The sequence below is a fragment of the Dysgonomonas sp. UBA7710 genome, from assembly GCF_002482385.1.
Taxonomy (GTDB): Bacteria; Bacteroidota; Bacteroidia; order Bacteroidales; family Dysgonomonadaceae; genus Dysgonomonas.
In genome coordinates this window covers 55,450-71,544 of record NZ_DLFW01000045.1, presented here as the reverse complement: position 1 = coordinate 71,544, position 16,095 = coordinate 55,450, and the positions used below count along the sequence as shown (strand labels likewise).

The following is a 16,095-nucleotide window of genomic DNA, read 5'->3' as shown; positions in this document are numbered from 1 at the left end:
GAAATGAAGAAAAACAGAATAGATGTCATCACGCTCGGTTGTTCTAAGAATCTGGTAGACTCCGAGTTATTGATGAAACAATTGTTGGCAAACGGCTACACCGTAAAACATGATCCGGATAAGTCGGAAGGAGAAATTGTAGTTATAAATACATGTGGCTTTATTGGTGATGCAAAGGAAGAATCTATCAATATGATTCTTGAGTTTGCAGAGGCTAAAAAAGAACGAAAATTGAATAAGCTGTTTGTAATGGGCTGTCTTACCGACAGGTATATGGAGGAATTAAAGGCTGAAATACCCGAAGTAGATAGCTTTTACGGAAAATTTGGATGGAAAGCCCTTATTTCTGATTTGGGTAAATCATATCATAAGGAGTTGGCATTGGAACGCAATATCACTACTCCTTCGCATTATGCTTATCTGAAAATTTCGGAAGGCTGTAATCGTGCCTGCTCTTATTGCTCTATTCCGATTATGACAGGAAAGCATCAGTCCAGGCAGATAGAAGAAGTCGAGGATGAAGTCAGGCATCTGGTAGCTTCGGGTGTAAAAGAATTTCAGGTCATTGCACAGGATCTGTCATTCTATGGTTTGGATAATTACAAACAGGCTAAACTACCTGAATTGATTGATCGCATAGCAAAAATTGAAGGAGTGCAGTGGATACGTCTGCATTATGCATATCCGGCAAATTTCCCTTACGATCTGCTACGGGTGATGCGCGAGAATGATAATGTGTGTAAATATTTGGATATAGCGTTGCAACATATCAGCGACAATATGCTGAAGAAGATGCGCCGCAATATAACAAAGGAGCAGACATACGACCTGATAAAGCGTATCAGGGAAGAAGTTCCCGGTATTCATATCCGTACTACCCTTATGGTGGGGCATCCGGGAGAGTCGCATAAGGACTTTGAAGAACTTCTCCAGTTTGTAAAGGATGTACGTTTCGACAGAATGGGCGCTTTCCCCTATTCGCATGAAGACGGAACATATGCCTATGCTCATTACAGGGATGAAATATCAGATGCCGTAAAGCAGGAGCGGATGGATGTTTTGATGGCTCTGCAAGAACGGATAGCTCTTGATATAAACGAACAGAAAATAGGGAATACCCTTAAAGTAATTGTAGACAGGGAAGAATCAGACTATTATATCGGCCGTACTGAGTATGATTCACCCGAAGTGGACCCTGAAGTTTTGATTAAGAAAAATAAAACGCTTAATATCGGGGACTTTTACAGTGTCAGGATAACGGGTGCCCAGCCATTCGATTTATATGGAGAAGTGATTTAAATCTAAATACAAATGCTATGACAAACCAGGAATTAATAGCAGCACTGGCTAAAAAGTTAGGATGGACACAACGGCAGACGACAGAAGTATTGGAAGCTACTGTTTCCATAATTAATAGCAATCTTGAAGACGGGAACTCCATCAATATCCAGGGGTTCGGTCTTTTTGAAGCGAAGAAAAAAGGAGAACGGATATCCGTTAACCCGGTATCAAAACAGCGCTTCCTTGTACCTCCTAAAATCTCACTGGCATTTCGTCCGGGACAAACAATAAAAGATAACCTTAAAAATCTGGAAGTAAATGAATGAGCGGCTTAGTCTACAGGATTTAATTGACCTTCTGGCAAAAAAACAGGGAATAGCGAAAAAGGAGGCGGAAACCTTTTTACGGGAACTCATTGCTGTCATCTCAGAGAGTATCGAGAGTTATGATCCGGTGCGCATAAAGGACTTCGGTGTATTCAAACTGGTAAAGGTAAACGCACGCAAAAGTGTGGATGTGAATACAGGGGAGGCTATCGAGATTCCGGCCCATTATAAACTTAGTTTCAATCCTGATAAATCATTAAAAGAAGCTATCAACCGGCCTTTTGCCCATTTCGAGAGTGTTATTCTTGAAGATGGGGTTTCTTTTGAGAATATGGAGAGTGAAACCGAAGAGGACATTGCCGAAGAGGAGGACGATAGTACCGATACAATTTCTATTGAAGAGGAAATTACAGAATATATCACTATTCCTGAGAAATCAGAGATAAAAGCGACAGAAGCAAACGTAATAGCAAAAGAAATTCCGATTCCGGATACAGAAGCAGAGTCTGCCATAACAGAAGCTAAAGAAGAGGCCGAAATAAACTCCGAAGAAGAGAACGCAGGAGAAAGTGTTTCCGAAATAACTCGGAATAAAACAGTTCCGGTGGCAGCAGCAGCGATTCCCAGGAGTTCTTCCGCCAGCACGGATATTGAATCTATGTTCTACAATCACAGAAAGAAGTCTAAACGCAGGCGCTTTATTTCTTTGGGTTTTGTAATACTACTTATTTTAGCGGCGTTTGCCATTGGCGGATACTATTTTCAGGAGCTGGCTGCATTTTTAACAGGACAACCTCCTGTGGATAAGAGTAAAAAAGTCGTAATTGTTTTTGACAAGAAATCACCCGCCGACTCACTGGCTCAGAAGCAAGATTCGACCCAGATACAAGGCATTGCCCAAGAAACAAAAAATGAGCCTCAGCAGGAAACAAAATTACCGAAAGCCGAGCCAAAGAATGAAGAAGTAAAGATTGCTGCCCAGCCGGTTAAAGACTCATCCAAACCACTGGCAACAGAAACCATACGAAGTGGGCATACTCTTCGGAACATAGCTTTGGAATACTACGGGCATAAATCTTTTTGGGTCTATATCTATGAAGAAAATAAGGACGTCATCAAAAACGCGAATAATATTGCACTCGGGACTAAACTGATAATACCTGCTCCATCCAAATACGGGATTGATCCGAAGAATCCGGCATCGATAGAGAAAGCCAAACAGCGTGAGGCGAAGTTATTTAAAGAGATGGGTATCTGATAATATCAGAGATATTCTACCTTTAAAAAATGTGTGGCACGCTTCTCCTTAGGGGGAACGGTCATATAATCTCCGTATTGTTTTCTCAAGTATGTATCCACTTCTTTCGGGGCGGAGAATTCCTTACCTTCGAATGTGACTTTTCCCACAGGGAACATATACCGGGCATTATGGTTGGTTGAGTTCCCTATGCCATAGCTATGTAATATATTGTCCGGTTTGGTAATAGCACAGATTCCTCTGGCAATCCATATAAGCAGGACTCCTACAGGATATAAGACTAACGAAGTGGCATATTCGTAGAAGAACTTTAATGAGTGGAACGGCCTTCCTCTTTTCAATCGCCTGAAAGCCCTGCCATAAAAGAAATCTACAATATCCTTCATCCATCTGTAGCTTCTCTCCTCAGAAAAAATATCAATGAAGATTCCCTTTTCCTTATATCTTGCCATATTCTCTTCTTCGGAATGTACGATAGAATACCTGTCCCTTACCTTGGAAAAGAGTAATCGGTAGCTTTTCTCTTCAGGTGTTTGCAGATAGAGATTATCCGGCAGTTCCTTGGGTAGAATTCTTAGCAGTTCCAGATAATCGGGGCGAAGCAACTCAATATCAATATCATCATCCCACGGAATAAATCCTCTGTGACGGACAGCCCCCAACAATGTCCCTCCGCTGACCCAATATGGCAGATTATGTTTGTCACAGATGTCTGTTACTACAACTAGTATATCGAGCATCTTTAACTGTAACGTCCTTAGTTCAGATCCCTCAGGATTGTATATTGCTTTTAAATCTTCGGTTTCGTTCATTTATTCTTTAGGAATAGTATAAGTTTCAATAATTTTATAAATATAGATGGTTTTAGTGAAGCAAATGAAGGTATCATTTTTCTGTACTTCTTCCCGGACATACAAAGGACAATCCAGCGTGCCCAAAGAAATGCGATCAGGTCTTCTTGGTTGTATCTGCCCGCAACCGCATTCTTCCGGATAAGTTTCGAAAACCAAGCAGAAATATCATTGAAATCCGAGACGGATATCTCTTGCCGGTTTCCCATACGATATAGCCGGAAAGTTACTTTATGACAATACAACTCCTGCCCGGTAGGCACAATATCCAATGTTCCCAATTCATCAGAGATAATCTTATCTTTCAGCCTATCCTGTATCTCGTTATTCAGTACGGATACGTTGCTGTCGTGCCAGCGATAAGCAAACAACTCGTCTTTCAGGTTAGCGATCTTTCCCTGTTTTGCTATCCGGCACCAGAGTTCGTAGTCTTCCACATGCTTATATGCTTCATCATATCTGTTCTTCTCCAATACTTCACGGCGAATCATTACAGTAGGATGAACAAACGGCGGTGAGAATAAAAGATTGATTTGCAAAAAATCATTATCCGGCAGATTTCTTATTTTTCCGGTTCTCTTACCCTCATTGTTGATAACGGAGGCGTTAGTCCCACACATCAGATAGTCGGGATGAATATCCAGAAAGTCTGCCTGTATCCTCAATCGTTCGGGGAAAGAGATGTCATCCGCGTCCATACGGGCGATGTATTCACCTCCACATAGGTCGATACCCTTATTGAGCGTCTTTATCAACCCCAAATTTACAGGGTTCTTTACATAATATATCCTATTGTCATTATAGCCGCATATAATCGCTTCACTATCGTCAGTAGACCCATCATTGACAAGTATCAGCTCCCAATCCTTAAAGCTCTGCGAGCGTATGCTGTCTATGGCCTGCGACAAGTATTGTCCGGCATTATAAACAGGCATCAGTATGGAAACTTTAGGCATATTATTATCGTTTAAAAGTTTTATTATAAGAGAGTTTCACAAAATCGATTGTTTCCCGCATAATAACTGAGCCAAAGACCTTCATTATCAGAAGGTAAACACAACTTCCCACAATAGCGGGAATAATGAGTTGTAAAAATACATTTTCCAGTCCTGTCATATGAAGCAGTACAAAAGGAGTAAATGAAACCACTGATATAATGACGTATGGTATCGTATCCTTGAGTATTTCCATAAATGAGTATGAGATACGTTTTCCGGCAATATATATGCCTGAAAAAAAAGCCAGCACATTTACAAGGCTTAATCCGGTTACCAGTCCTTGTATACCAAATTGTACGCCGATAGCGATTGCAACCAGTATAAGTACATTTTTACACACTTCAATCTTTAATAGTAGCTTCGATTCTCCTTTAAATTGGAGCAGTGATGAAATAAGGCCGAAGTGAGGCAAGAAAGCCCCTCCAATAGCCAATACTTGCAATATGGGGATTGCATCCGTCCATTCGGGAGGCAGATAGATAGAAACTATCGGACTCGCCGTAACGATGAGTAGCATAGCCACAGGAAAAGAGATAAAGGATGTTATACGCATAACTTTCCGGTATGCCTTTTTGCTTCTTTCGTCATCTTCTCCTATCTTCGACAGCAGAGGATAAGCCACGCTCCGAATCCCGTCACTGATAACCGATTGCGGTATATTTGTCAGCTTCAGACCCTGACTGTATGAAGCCACCTGGGGTATAGAGAACTTCTTACCGATAATCAAGGGTGATATATTGTTACATATTTGTCCAAACAGTCCGGATATCAACAGATTTATACTATAAGACGACATTTTTTTTATATGCAGGAAAACAAATTTCCCGCTTGGTCTCCATTTTACAAAAATCCATAACAATGAGCTTCTTATAAAACTTTGTAAAACCTGCTGGGCAGCCATACTCCATATTCCGTATCCGTTGTACGCCATCAATATTGCTATCAATCCCGATACACACCATGCAACAAGCGTAATCCGCGTATTGAGTTTAAAATTCATTTCTCTCACCAGATTCACATTCTGTATAATTGCGAATGCATTGAAGACAAAGGCCAGGAATACAAAACGTGCCAGATCTGTCAATACAGGTTTTTCATAAAACCAACTGATGACAGGCGCACAAAAAAATAAAATTGTGTACAGACTAAGGCTGATTGTTATATTAAAATAAAAAACGGAGGTATATTCTTCGGGATGTATTTCCTTTTTCCGGACCAGTGCCGATGAATAACCACTTTCCTGCAACATGCCCGAAATAATGGTAAAGATGGCCAGCAAATTTACCGTCCCGATATCTTCTTTTGATATCAGACGGACGAGAATATAAAAGAAAACCAGCGTAATGATCTGCTGTCCGCCTTTATCAACAAAGCTCCAGAATAAAGCTACACTCGTTTTCCTTTTAAGAGAATCTGCCATTTACACGTAATACAATTATTGGCCACAAAGTTAATAACTATTTCAATTTATGGTCAATAGTTTGCTGCTAACAATCACCGAAGATTGGATTTATTTATCCAAAAATAAACAGTAAACAAACTTTTACATATATTTTTTATCATATATTCTGTATCTGCTTTTCATTTATCAATTTTTCAAAGAACGAGATGCTGAGCGTTTCTTATATAGATAAAGATTATGCATTTTTATGATCTTTTTAACTAAAAACATCAAATAGTAAAGTAGACATTGCAAAACAGACAAAAACGTGATTATCACTTAGAATAACAAATAATTTGTCATTAAAAATGACTAACAAATTTCTTTCATGCCAAATTATTTGTTATTTTTGTACAGCTTTTAAAAAAGGATGTTTTATAACATAAATATTTTATTCCTACTAAAGCGTTTAAATAGGATATACTCGATTATTTAACTATAAAATTAAAAACAAAATGATTAAAGTAGGTATTAACGGATTCGGACGTATTGGTCGTCTGGTATTCCGTGCTGCACAAGGCAGAAGTGACATTCAAGTTGTTGGTATCAATGACCTTATCGATGTTGAATATATGGCATATATGCTAAAATACGATACTGTTCATGGAAAATTCAATGGTACAGTTGAAGTAAAAGACGGCAAATTGGTAGTAAACGGAAACGCTATCCGTGTAACTGCTGAGAAAAATCCTGCTGACTTGAAATGGAATGAAATCGGCGCTGAATATATAGTAGAATCTACAGGTCTTTTCCTTGAAAAACCTAAAGCTCAAGGTCACATCGACGCTGGTGCTAAATATGTAGTTATGTCTGGTCCTTCTAAAGACGATACTCGTATGTTCGTTTGCGGAGTAAACCACGATAAATACGAAAAAGGTGAACAATTCGTTTCTAACGCTTCTTGTACTACAAACTGTCTTGCTCCTATCGCTAAAGTATTGAATGACAAATTCGGTATCGTAGAAGCTTTGATGACTACAGTTCACGCTACTACTGCTACTCAAAAAACAGTAGACGGACCTTCAGCTAAAGACTGGAGAGGCGGACGTGCTGCTGCTGGTAACATCATTCCTTCTTCTACAGGTGCAGCTAAAGCTGTAGGTAAAGTTATCCCTGAGCTTAACGGAAAACTTACAGGTATGTCAATGCGTGTTCCTACTCTTGACGTTTCTGTTGTTGACTTAACTGCCCGTCTTGCTAAAGAAACCAGCTACGAAGATATCTGTAAAGCTATGAAAGAAGCTTCTGAAGGCGAATTGAAAGGTGTTCTCGGATATACTGAAGATGCTGTTGTTTCTTCTGATTTTATCGGAGACGCACGTACTTCTATCTTCGACGCTAAAGCTGGTATCCAATTGAGCCCAACTTTCGTTAAAGTTGTTAGCTGGTATGACAACGAGTGGGGATTCTCAACTAAAATGCTTGAGCTTATCGCTCACATGGCTAAAGTTAACGCATAATATACGATAACTTAATATATAGGAAAGAGCAGCCGGAAGGTTGCTCTTTTTTTATTATATATAGAGAACCATGAGCATCAAAATGTGCCGGAAGAATACCGGTAGTATATTTTTCCCTCTGCCTTTAAACGGAAAGCCCCGCCATACAGCAGGGCTTATCTTTTATAACCCTACCTGTCTATTCCCTCCAATGTGAATAAGAAAGCATAATCCAAAGCAATATCTTTCAGATAGTCGAACCGGCCGCTGGCTCCGCCGTGCCCGAATTCCATATTCGTTTTCAGTAATAGTACATTATTGTCGGTCTTCATATCCCTTAGCTTAGCCACCCATTTGGCCGGTTCGAAATATTGTACCTGGCTATCGTGCAAACCTGTGGTGACAAGTATATTCGGATAGTCTTTCTTCTCTACATTTTCGTAAGGGCTGTAACTTTTCATATAGAAGTACGCATCCTTATCCTTAGGATTCCCCCATTCATCAAACTCATTCGTTGTCAAAGGAATACTTTCATCCAGCATGGTATTCACCACGTCCACAAAAGGCACATCGGCAATCACTCCATGCCAAAGTCCCGGATTTATATTTATAACCGCGCCTATAAGAAGCCCTCCGGCACTACCGCCCTGAGCATACAAATGCTCCTTGCTCGTATAATTTTCTTTCACAAGGAATTCGCCACAGTCGATAAAATCAGTGAATGTATTTATTTTCTTCATCAGTTTACCGTCTTCGTACCACCGGCGCCCCATTTCCTGACCTCCGCGAATATGAGCTATCGCATATATGAATCCTCTGTCTAAAAGACTCAGGCGATTGCTGCTGAAAGAAGCATCCATGCTGGCACCATAACTTCCATAGCCATAAAGCAACAATGGAGTTTTACTGTCTTTCTTTGTTGTTTTCTTGTACACAAGCGAGATAGGCACTTTTGTTCCGTCTTTGGCCGTAGCATACAATCTCTCGGTCTGGTAATCCTCTTTATTATACCCTCCCACTACTTCGCGCTCTTTCATGAGCGTTTTCTCATGGGTATTCATATTGTAATCGAATGTGGAACTCGGCGTAGTCATAGATGTATAGCCATAACGGACGATATTACTTTCGTATTCCGGATTCGAAGCCGTATAAGCCATATAAGTAGGCTCTCCGAAATCAATATAATGTTCTTTCCCGTCTTTCAGGCTGCGTACACAAAGCTTTACAAGCCCTTCCTTCCGTTCCTCGAGCACGATAAAATCTTTAAATTCATCAACACTTTCCAGCAATACATCTGCTCGGTGAGGAATATATTCTTTCCAGTTGTCCACACCTGTTTTATCCAGTGAGCATTCCATTACCCGGAAGTTCTTCGCATCCTTATTGGTAAGGATAAGAAACCTGTCGGCCAAAGGAATTATATCATACAATACATTTTTTATCCTTGGCTGGAATGATTTGAAGGCAGACATCGGCTTATCGGCCTCAATAAAGAATGTTTCTGAAGATAAGGTTGCCTGTGACTGGATAAAGATATATTTCCGGTTCTTGGTTTTACCCACTCCTATATAATTACTTTTATCCGTTTCTTCATAAACAGTTACATCCGAAGATGCATCCGTGCCTAAGGTGTGCCGTTTGATTTTTTCGGACAATAAGGTTACCGGATTTTTCGACGTATAAAATACAGTCTTGTTATCTGCCGCCCATGTAGCTCCTCCGCTTGTATTCGGAATCGTTTCTTTATAAACCTCACCTGTCTCCAGATTTTTGAAGTAGATAGTGTATTGCCTGCGACTAACCTCATCCACACCATAGGCCATCAGTTTATTGTCTTCACTGATTGAAATGCCGCCGACAGCGTAATAAGAATGCCCTTCTGCCATTTTATCTACATCGAGTAATATCTCTTCCGAGGCTTCGAGGCTTCCTTTTTTCCGGCAATACTTATAATATTGCTTCCCTTCTTCGGTTCGCGTATAATAATAGTAACCGTTTTTGAAGGTCGGAACACTTTCATCCGTTTCTTTTATCCGGCCTTTCATCTCATTAAACAATGCTTCCTGAAAACCGGCTGTACCACCCATTACAGTATCCAGATAGGCATTCTCCGCCTTCAGGTAATCCACCACCAATGTGCTGTCCGGCCCTTTACCAAAAAAGTCATACATCCAGTAGTACTCATCATTTACAGTATCCCCGTGTATAATACGGAGATGTTCTTTCTTTTCGGCTATCGGGGCTTTTGCCTCTTTAAAGCCGCTTTTATTATTTGTTGTACACGACATAAAAATGAATAGAATCAGAGTGGAAAACAATACTTTTTTCATACTCTTTGCTTTTTATTTGTTAACATTTATAAACTCCTCTAAAATTACGCTGTTCTTTTTTCTTATCAAAATATGTTTTGGATAACATCCATACAAATAAGAAAAAAGGTAACAGAAAGCAATTAATAATTAAGAACCAACAGTCAGCGGAGCTAATTAGCTTTTATCAATTAACAGTACCAATAGACTTAGTACTTATTACTCAACACCTTCAATTTGTTAAAAGGTGACAAAAGTAACACTTGTTTCAGTAAACAGTAAACAGTCATCAGCCAACAACTTGTATCTCGTATCTTGTCTACTTGTACCTTTCTTCAAAAAGTAACAAAGGTAACACTTTTTCTACCTATTACTTTTTACCCTCATTGTAAGTCCCCCTTGGGGGATTGAGGGGGCTTATCAATACTTCAATGAACTATAAGCTAAAAGCTATCAGCTATTATATAGATAAATTTTCTCAACAAACAAACCATTCTGATCGCTATAAAATCTACTCTGTAATAAACATTCATTTCCAATGTGTAATAAATATTACACATTTTTTGCAGAATATTCGCATATTTTGTATAATGAAATATCTAATACTTGTAGAAATGAAGAAATTTTTTGTTTTTATAATCTTTTGCTTATCATTCAGCACTTTCTATGCGCAGGAATCTGATGAGTTACTGAAGAAACTGGTTGAAAAAAATGTACTTACCCAGTCTGAAGCCGATGAAATTAAAAAAGAAACGGCAAATAAAGAACAAAAAGCAACCCTTCCTCAGAAAGTAGAAAAAGTAAGGCAAGCCTTCAATACTCCTTATATGCAGTTTGGAGGAAACGGGCAGTTAATGTACAGATACTCCGATGTAGACAAAATACACAACGACTTCAAAGCTAAAAATCTGTTTATATCGGTAAGTGGAAAACTAAACGATTCGTTCCGCTACGGTTTTCTCTTAGAGATGGTAAATCCATCGGTTCAGGAATTCTGGGGAGAATGGACGGCAGCCAAAGAGTTCAATTTCAAAGTAGGACAATTCAAGAGCCCGTTCACACTGGAAAGCCAGTATGTACCGGCCACATTGGAAACAGCAGCTTATTCCCGTACCATATCCAATCTGGTAGGATATGCCGGAGAGGACGACGTATTGAAAAAACAAAACAATAAAAACAATTTCGGACGCGACGCCGGAGCGATGATTTCAGGAGAACTTTTCCCTATGGAAAAGCATAACCTGTTGGAATACTCCGGCGGAGTATTCCAGGGAACAGGTGTTACTACCGGGGAGACGAACAACGCTAAAGACTTTGCCGGAATGCTATTACTCCAACCCGTACAAGGACTGAGAGTCGGAGGAGGAGTCTACTTTGGCCAGGCATCATATGCCAAAGCCGGAGAAACAGTGATATCCGATCATGTACGCGACAGATGGTATGTGAGCGCGGATTATAAATCGGAACGTTTCAATGCCCGTGCCGAATGGATAAATGGCAACGATGGTGGAATAGAAAAGGAAGGAGTTTATGCCATGGGGCTGTATTACCTTGTTCCAAAAAAACTGAACGCCTTACTAAAAGCCGATTACTATAACAGGAATAAAGATATTAATAGTGAGGTAATTGATTATACTGTCGGAATAAATTATTATTTTTATCCTCAGTGCCGGGTACAACTCAACTATACTTATTCGGACTATTCGAACAAATGGGATGCGCAAAATTCAAATGTAGTGATAGCACAACTGCAAATTGCGTTTTAAGGAAAATTTAAACACTAAGTAAAAGATAGTATTTAATGATACAATATAAAATCATAAATCACTGTTATTCTTTTACATAACAAGTAACAAATAGGTCTGTGACCTTAAATTAGTATACCATGATAAAAAAATTCCTGAGCCATATACCTAACCAGTTTATAGTACCTCTGTTTGTCGTAGGAGGTATTATAGTCGGATTGGGAGGATACTCAGTCTATATGTCGAGGGCTCACTCCTACCTTTCGGACGATCCCGCAGCATGTATCAACTGCCACATTATGACTCCATACTACCAGTCATGGAACCATAGTTCGCACGCGCAATGGGCTACTTGCAACGACTGCCACGTACCGCAGGATAATATCCTCAATAAATATGCATTTAAAGCTAAAGACGGGCTTTACCATGCCGCCGTATTTACCATAAATGGAGAGCCACAGGTAATCCGTCCACGGGACGAAAGCTACGGGGTGATAATGGACAACTGCATCCGTTGCCACACGCAACTCAATACGGAATTTGTAAATACAGGTATGATAAGTTACTGCGATGTACAGGAAGGCAAAGGCAAAGCTTGCTGGGACTGCCACACACAAGTGCCCCATTCCAAGATAAGCAATTTGTCCTCCTCGCCTAACGCGATTGTTCCCCTACCCGCCTCACCCGTACCGGAGTGGCTGAAGAAGAGAATGAATAAAAACTGAATCTAAACCTATAAAAATAAACAACTAAAAACTCTATAAATTATGTTCAAGAAATTAGCAGAAGCAATCAAACGGAAACCGATTATCGGATGGGGCATATTTGCCGTTGTCATGGTAGGAGTGTTTGCATTAGGCATCCTGGCTGCCTCCATAACAGAACGCCGTGCCGAAATAGCTACACTGTACAACAATAAGAAAATAGAGATAACCGGGATAAACCCTCACAATGAAGAATGGGGCATAAACTACCCGAGAGAGTATAATACGTGGAAAAAGACTGCCGATATGGATTTCAAAAGCAAGCATCTGGGCAATATGCCCGAAGATGTACTGGAATCGCGTCCCGAAATGGTAGTCCTATGGGCCGGATACGCTTTTTCGCGTGACTATTCCGCACCGCGCGGACATATGCATGCCGTCGAGGACGTACGCAATACGCTTCGTACAGGATGTCCCGAAAACGGAGAGGGCGATATGCAGCCGGGTACTTGCTGGACATGCAAAAGCCCCGATGTACCACGCCTGATGCACGAAAAAGGTATTGAGAACTATTATAAAGCCAAATGGAGTGATTGGGGTGCGGAGGTAGTAAACCCTATCGGCTGTGCAGACTGTCACGACCCTGTTACGATGAATCTGACAATTACCCGTCCGGCATTAATAGAAGCATTTCAACGTCAGGGAAAAGATATCACTCAGGCCACACCTCAGGAAATGCGGTCACTGGTTTGCGCGCAATGCCATGTTGAATATTATTTTACAAAAGATAATAAATATCTGACATTCCCCTGGGATGGAGGCATGACTGTGGAAGCGATGGAGAAATATTACGACGAAGCAGAATTTACAGACTGGACACATGCATTAAGTAAAACTCCTATGCTGAAAGCCCAACATCCGGATTATGAAATATTCCTGCTGGGACCTCATGCACAACGTGGCCTATCATGTGCCGATTGCCATATGCCATACATGTCGGAAGGCGGTATAAAATACTCGAACCATCAGGTGATGAGCCCGTTGAAGAATGTAGCGAATACCTGCCAGACCTGTCACAGAGACAGCGAAGAGAACCTGAAAAACTATGTTTACCAATATCAGGATAAAGCATTAGAAATCCGCGATCGTATAGAACAGGAACTGTCGAAAGCTCACATCATGGCTAAAACAGCATGGGACAAAGGGGCAGACGACAAAGAAATGGCAGCTTCGCTCAAATTGCTTCGTCAGGCGCAATGGCGCTGGGATTTCGCGGTAGCTTCTCACGGAGCGTCCTTCCATGCTCCGGTGGAAACCCAGCGGATACTGGCTCACAGCCTCGACAAAACAATGCTTGCCCAGCTTGAATTGCAGAAAGTACTGTTCAGCCATGGAGTAACCGATATGCAGATGCCGGATATATCTACCAAAGATAAGGCTCAGGCATACATCGGGCTGGATATGAAGACCCTGAAAGAGAAAAAAGACAACTGGATAAAAACAGTAGTTCCTCAATGGCTCGAAAAAGCTAAAAAAGAAGGGAAATTAACAGCAAATATTTAAACAGGCCCTTAAACGGCAGATAAAAAAGAAGAGAGTGTCTGAGAAAGACTTCAGGTACTTTCTTCTCTTCATATACATATGGAACAAGGAAAACGTAAGATGTGGCAATTCCCGTGGCGGTACAAAGAAAGTATTGCTTTTGTGGCAGGTTTTGTCTTCATTGGTTTTATGCTTCAGATTACAGTAGGAAAGTTTGACTTTTACCTGCTACAGGCTCCGGTCAACCTTATCCTCGGTGGCGCGGTAATAGCATTTCTCATATTACTCTCATTCGCCCGCAAAAGTGCTTTCTACCAATGGATATCGGGTGTTCCGCTTTCGGTAACCCTCATTGCCACGCTGTTGGTATTGGGGCTGATAATGGGACTTACTCCGCAATTCGCGCGTCTCGATCCTCACGATAAAGATATATTCACGGTGCTTGGATTCAGGCAGGTAACAAGCAGCTGGCCTTTCGTTCTGATATATTTCCTTACGCTGATTTCCTTAGGTTCACTGATTGTAAGAAGGCTGGTCGCTTTCCGCAAGCAGGATTATGCTTTCTATTTCAATCATATAGGGCTCTGGATTCTCCTTTTTGCCGCAGGGCTGGGAGCCGCCGATATAAAAAGATATGTAATGCATGTCCGCGAAGGTGAAGTGGAATGGCGTGTCTATAGCGAAAACAAAGATGTGCTGGAACTTCCAGTCGCCATACAGCTCAATGATTTCGAGATGGAAGAATACCCGCCTAAACTCACAATAATAGACAGGGAAAGCGGCGAATCACAGCCTAAAAACAAACCTGATTATTTCCAGATAGACGAAAAGAGGCCTAACGGCACACTCGATAAATGGGATATCAGACTTGAAGAATATATCCATCAGGCAGTACGCAACAGTGACAGTACTTATCAGGCTGTGCCTATGCCCGGCTCCAGTCCGGCAGCAAAAGTATCGGCAAGGAACAAACAAACAGGCGAGATGCGTAAAGGATGGGTATGCGGAGGCAATATGGCACAGTTATATATGACATTACCTCTCGACTCTCAATATTGTATTGTAATGACACAACCCGAGCCAAAGAGATTCCTGTCGGACATAGATGTATTCATGGAAGACGGAAGCGAACAGCACGCGGTTCTGGAAGTAAATAAACCTTTAAGAATAGGCAGTTGGACTATCTACCAGTACGGATATGACAATCAGGCCGGCAGAATGTCCACATACAGCAGTATGGAACTGGTATACGACCCGTGGCTCTATCCTGTCTATGCCGGAATAATTCTATTATCCGTAGGTTCAATCTGTTTATTATGGTCGGGAAACAAAAAAAGAAAGGCGGAAGATGACTTGGGATGAATTTCTTTGGTTTGCAATACCTGCAATGATTTGCTGGATAAGCGCAGGAGCACTGGTATATAAATGTAAGAAAACATTTATCGTAGAAGGACTAATGATAGCCGGCATTGCTATTTTTGCCACGTTTATCATCGGCTTATGGATAGGACAGGAACGCCCTCCGCTCCGTACAATAGGTGAAACCCGGTTATGGTACTCATTCTTTCTGGCAACAGTTGGTTATTTTACATACAAGCATTGGAAATATAAATGGCTGTTGTCATTCTCCAGCCTGGTCGCCTGCGTTTTTGTCTGTGTAAATATATTCAAGCCGGAAATACATTCGACCAATCTGATGCCTGCCCTCCAAAGCTATTGGTTTGTGCCGCACGTTACAGTCTATATTTTATCCTATGCCATGCTTGGGGCTGCGACCATTGCTGCTATTATTCAGTTGGTAAATCTGAAAAAAGACAGGCTGGATGATAACCTGTACAAGCTGATGGATAATGTTGTTTATATCGGTTTCGGCTTCCTCATACTGGGAATGCTCATGGGAGCAGTATGGGCAAAGGAGGCATGGGGACACTACTGGTCGTGGGACCCGAAAGAGACATGGGCGTTTATTACATCGGCGGGATATTTAGTCTATATCCATATGCGGCTGCAAAAATATCATGTTAAGTTTGTTTTATGGATGCTGCCAATCGCGTTTGTTTTACTTATGATTACCTGGATCGGCGTCAATTATCTTCCTGCCGCACAGAATAGTATTCATGTTTATTCAAATTGAGAAAGTTCTTCCACATTAATAAGTTGAAAAAAGGTTCGATTTTTTTATCATATAAGCGTTGTTTGTA

General features: G+C 40.9%; 13 protein-coding genes. 9 read left to right on the top strand and 4 right to left on the bottom strand.

What is annotated here, in order from left to right:
- Positions 1-3: 3 nt before the first annotated feature.
- From rimO to B3317_RS14960, 3 genes are read left to right on the top strand one after another with little or no spacing between them, the layout of a single operon-like run.
- Positions 4-1,299 carry a 30S ribosomal protein S12 methylthiotransferase RimO gene (gene rimO, locus B3317_RS14970; protein WP_291113038.1) on the top strand — a complete coding sequence of 432 codons (1,296 nt, stop codon included), beginning with the start codon at positions 4-6 and terminating at the stop codon, positions 1,297-1,299.
- A gap of 17 nt (positions 1,300-1,316) precedes the next feature.
- Entirely contained in the window at positions 1,317-1,607 is a 291-nt protein-coding gene (locus B3317_RS14965; protein WP_291113036.1) for an HU family DNA-binding protein, read from the top strand.
- Positions 1,600-2,865 (top strand): HU family DNA-binding protein, encoded by a 1,266-nt coding sequence (locus B3317_RS14960; protein ID WP_291113034.1) that lies wholly within the window; start codon positions 1,600-1,602, stop codon positions 2,863-2,865. The genes B3317_RS14965 and B3317_RS14960 overlap by 8 nt, the downstream gene beginning before the upstream one ends.
- A gap of 5 nt (positions 2,866-2,870) precedes the next feature.
- Here B3317_RS14960 and B3317_RS14955 read toward each other — a convergent pair whose 3' ends face one another.
- The 3 genes from B3317_RS14955 to B3317_RS14945 are packed head-to-tail and all read right to left on the bottom strand — an operon-like array spanning position 2,871 to position 6,134.
- On the bottom strand, positions 2,871-3,677 hold the full coding sequence (locus B3317_RS14955; RefSeq protein ID WP_291113032.1) for a LicD family protein: 807 nt from the start codon (positions 3,675-3,677) through the stop codon (positions 2,871-2,873).
- Complete coding sequence (locus B3317_RS14950; RefSeq protein ID WP_194224990.1) at positions 3,674-4,672, bottom strand: glycosyltransferase family 2 protein; 999 nt, start codon at positions 4,670-4,672, stop codon at positions 3,674-3,676. Before B3317_RS14950 ends, B3317_RS14955 begins: the two co-directional genes overlap by 4 nt.
- A 4-nt stretch (positions 4,673-4,676) precedes the next feature.
- Positions 4,677-6,134, bottom strand: coding sequence for a lipopolysaccharide biosynthesis protein (locus B3317_RS14945; RefSeq protein WP_291113029.1), 1,458 nt, complete (start codon positions 6,132-6,134; stop codon positions 4,677-4,679).
- Between the two features lie 476 nt (positions 6,135-6,610).
- Between B3317_RS14945 and gap the strand changes: the two genes are divergently transcribed.
- A complete protein-coding gene (gene gap, locus B3317_RS14940; protein ID WP_006801304.1) occupies positions 6,611-7,615 on the top strand; it encodes a type I glyceraldehyde-3-phosphate dehydrogenase in 1,005 nt (334 codons plus the stop codon).
- 170 nt (positions 7,616-7,785) lie between these two features.
- On the opposite strand, the gene B3317_RS14935 is transcribed toward gap, so the two are convergent.
- Positions 7,786-9,924, bottom strand: coding sequence for a S9 family peptidase (locus B3317_RS14935; protein WP_291113026.1), 2,139 nt, complete (start codon positions 9,922-9,924; stop codon positions 7,786-7,788).
- A 593-nt stretch (positions 9,925-10,517) separates the two neighbouring features.
- Between B3317_RS14935 and B3317_RS14930 the strand changes: the two genes are divergently transcribed.
- From B3317_RS14930 to ccsA, 5 genes are all read left to right on the top strand, one after another.
- The gene (locus tag B3317_RS14930) at positions 10,518-11,669 is read left to right on the top strand and encodes a porin (protein WP_291113024.1); all 1,152 of its coding nucleotides are present in this window, start codon (positions 10,518-10,520) and stop codon (positions 11,667-11,669) included.
- Positions 11,670-11,788: 119 nt separating this feature from the next.
- Positions 11,789-12,373, top strand: a complete 585-nt coding sequence (gene nrfH, locus B3317_RS14925; RefSeq protein WP_006801300.1) for a cytochrome c nitrite reductase small subunit — start codon at positions 11,789-11,791, stop codon at positions 12,371-12,373.
- 42 nt (positions 12,374-12,415) lie between these two features.
- Entirely contained in the window at positions 12,416-13,915 is a 1,500-nt protein-coding gene (gene nrfA / locus B3317_RS14920) for an ammonia-forming cytochrome c nitrite reductase (protein ID WP_414647511.1), read from the top strand.
- Positions 13,916-13,993: 78 nt separating this feature from the next.
- On the top strand, positions 13,994-15,256 hold the full coding sequence (locus B3317_RS14915) for a cytochrome c biogenesis protein ResB (protein ID WP_291113022.1): 1,263 nt from the start codon (positions 13,994-13,996) through the stop codon (positions 15,254-15,256).
- Positions 15,243-16,028, top strand: a complete 786-nt coding sequence (gene ccsA, locus B3317_RS14910) for a cytochrome c biogenesis protein CcsA (RefSeq protein ID WP_291113020.1) — start codon at positions 15,243-15,245, stop codon at positions 16,026-16,028. Before B3317_RS14915 ends, ccsA begins: the two co-directional genes overlap by 14 nt.
- The last annotated feature ends 67 nt before the right edge of the window (positions 16,029-16,095 follow it).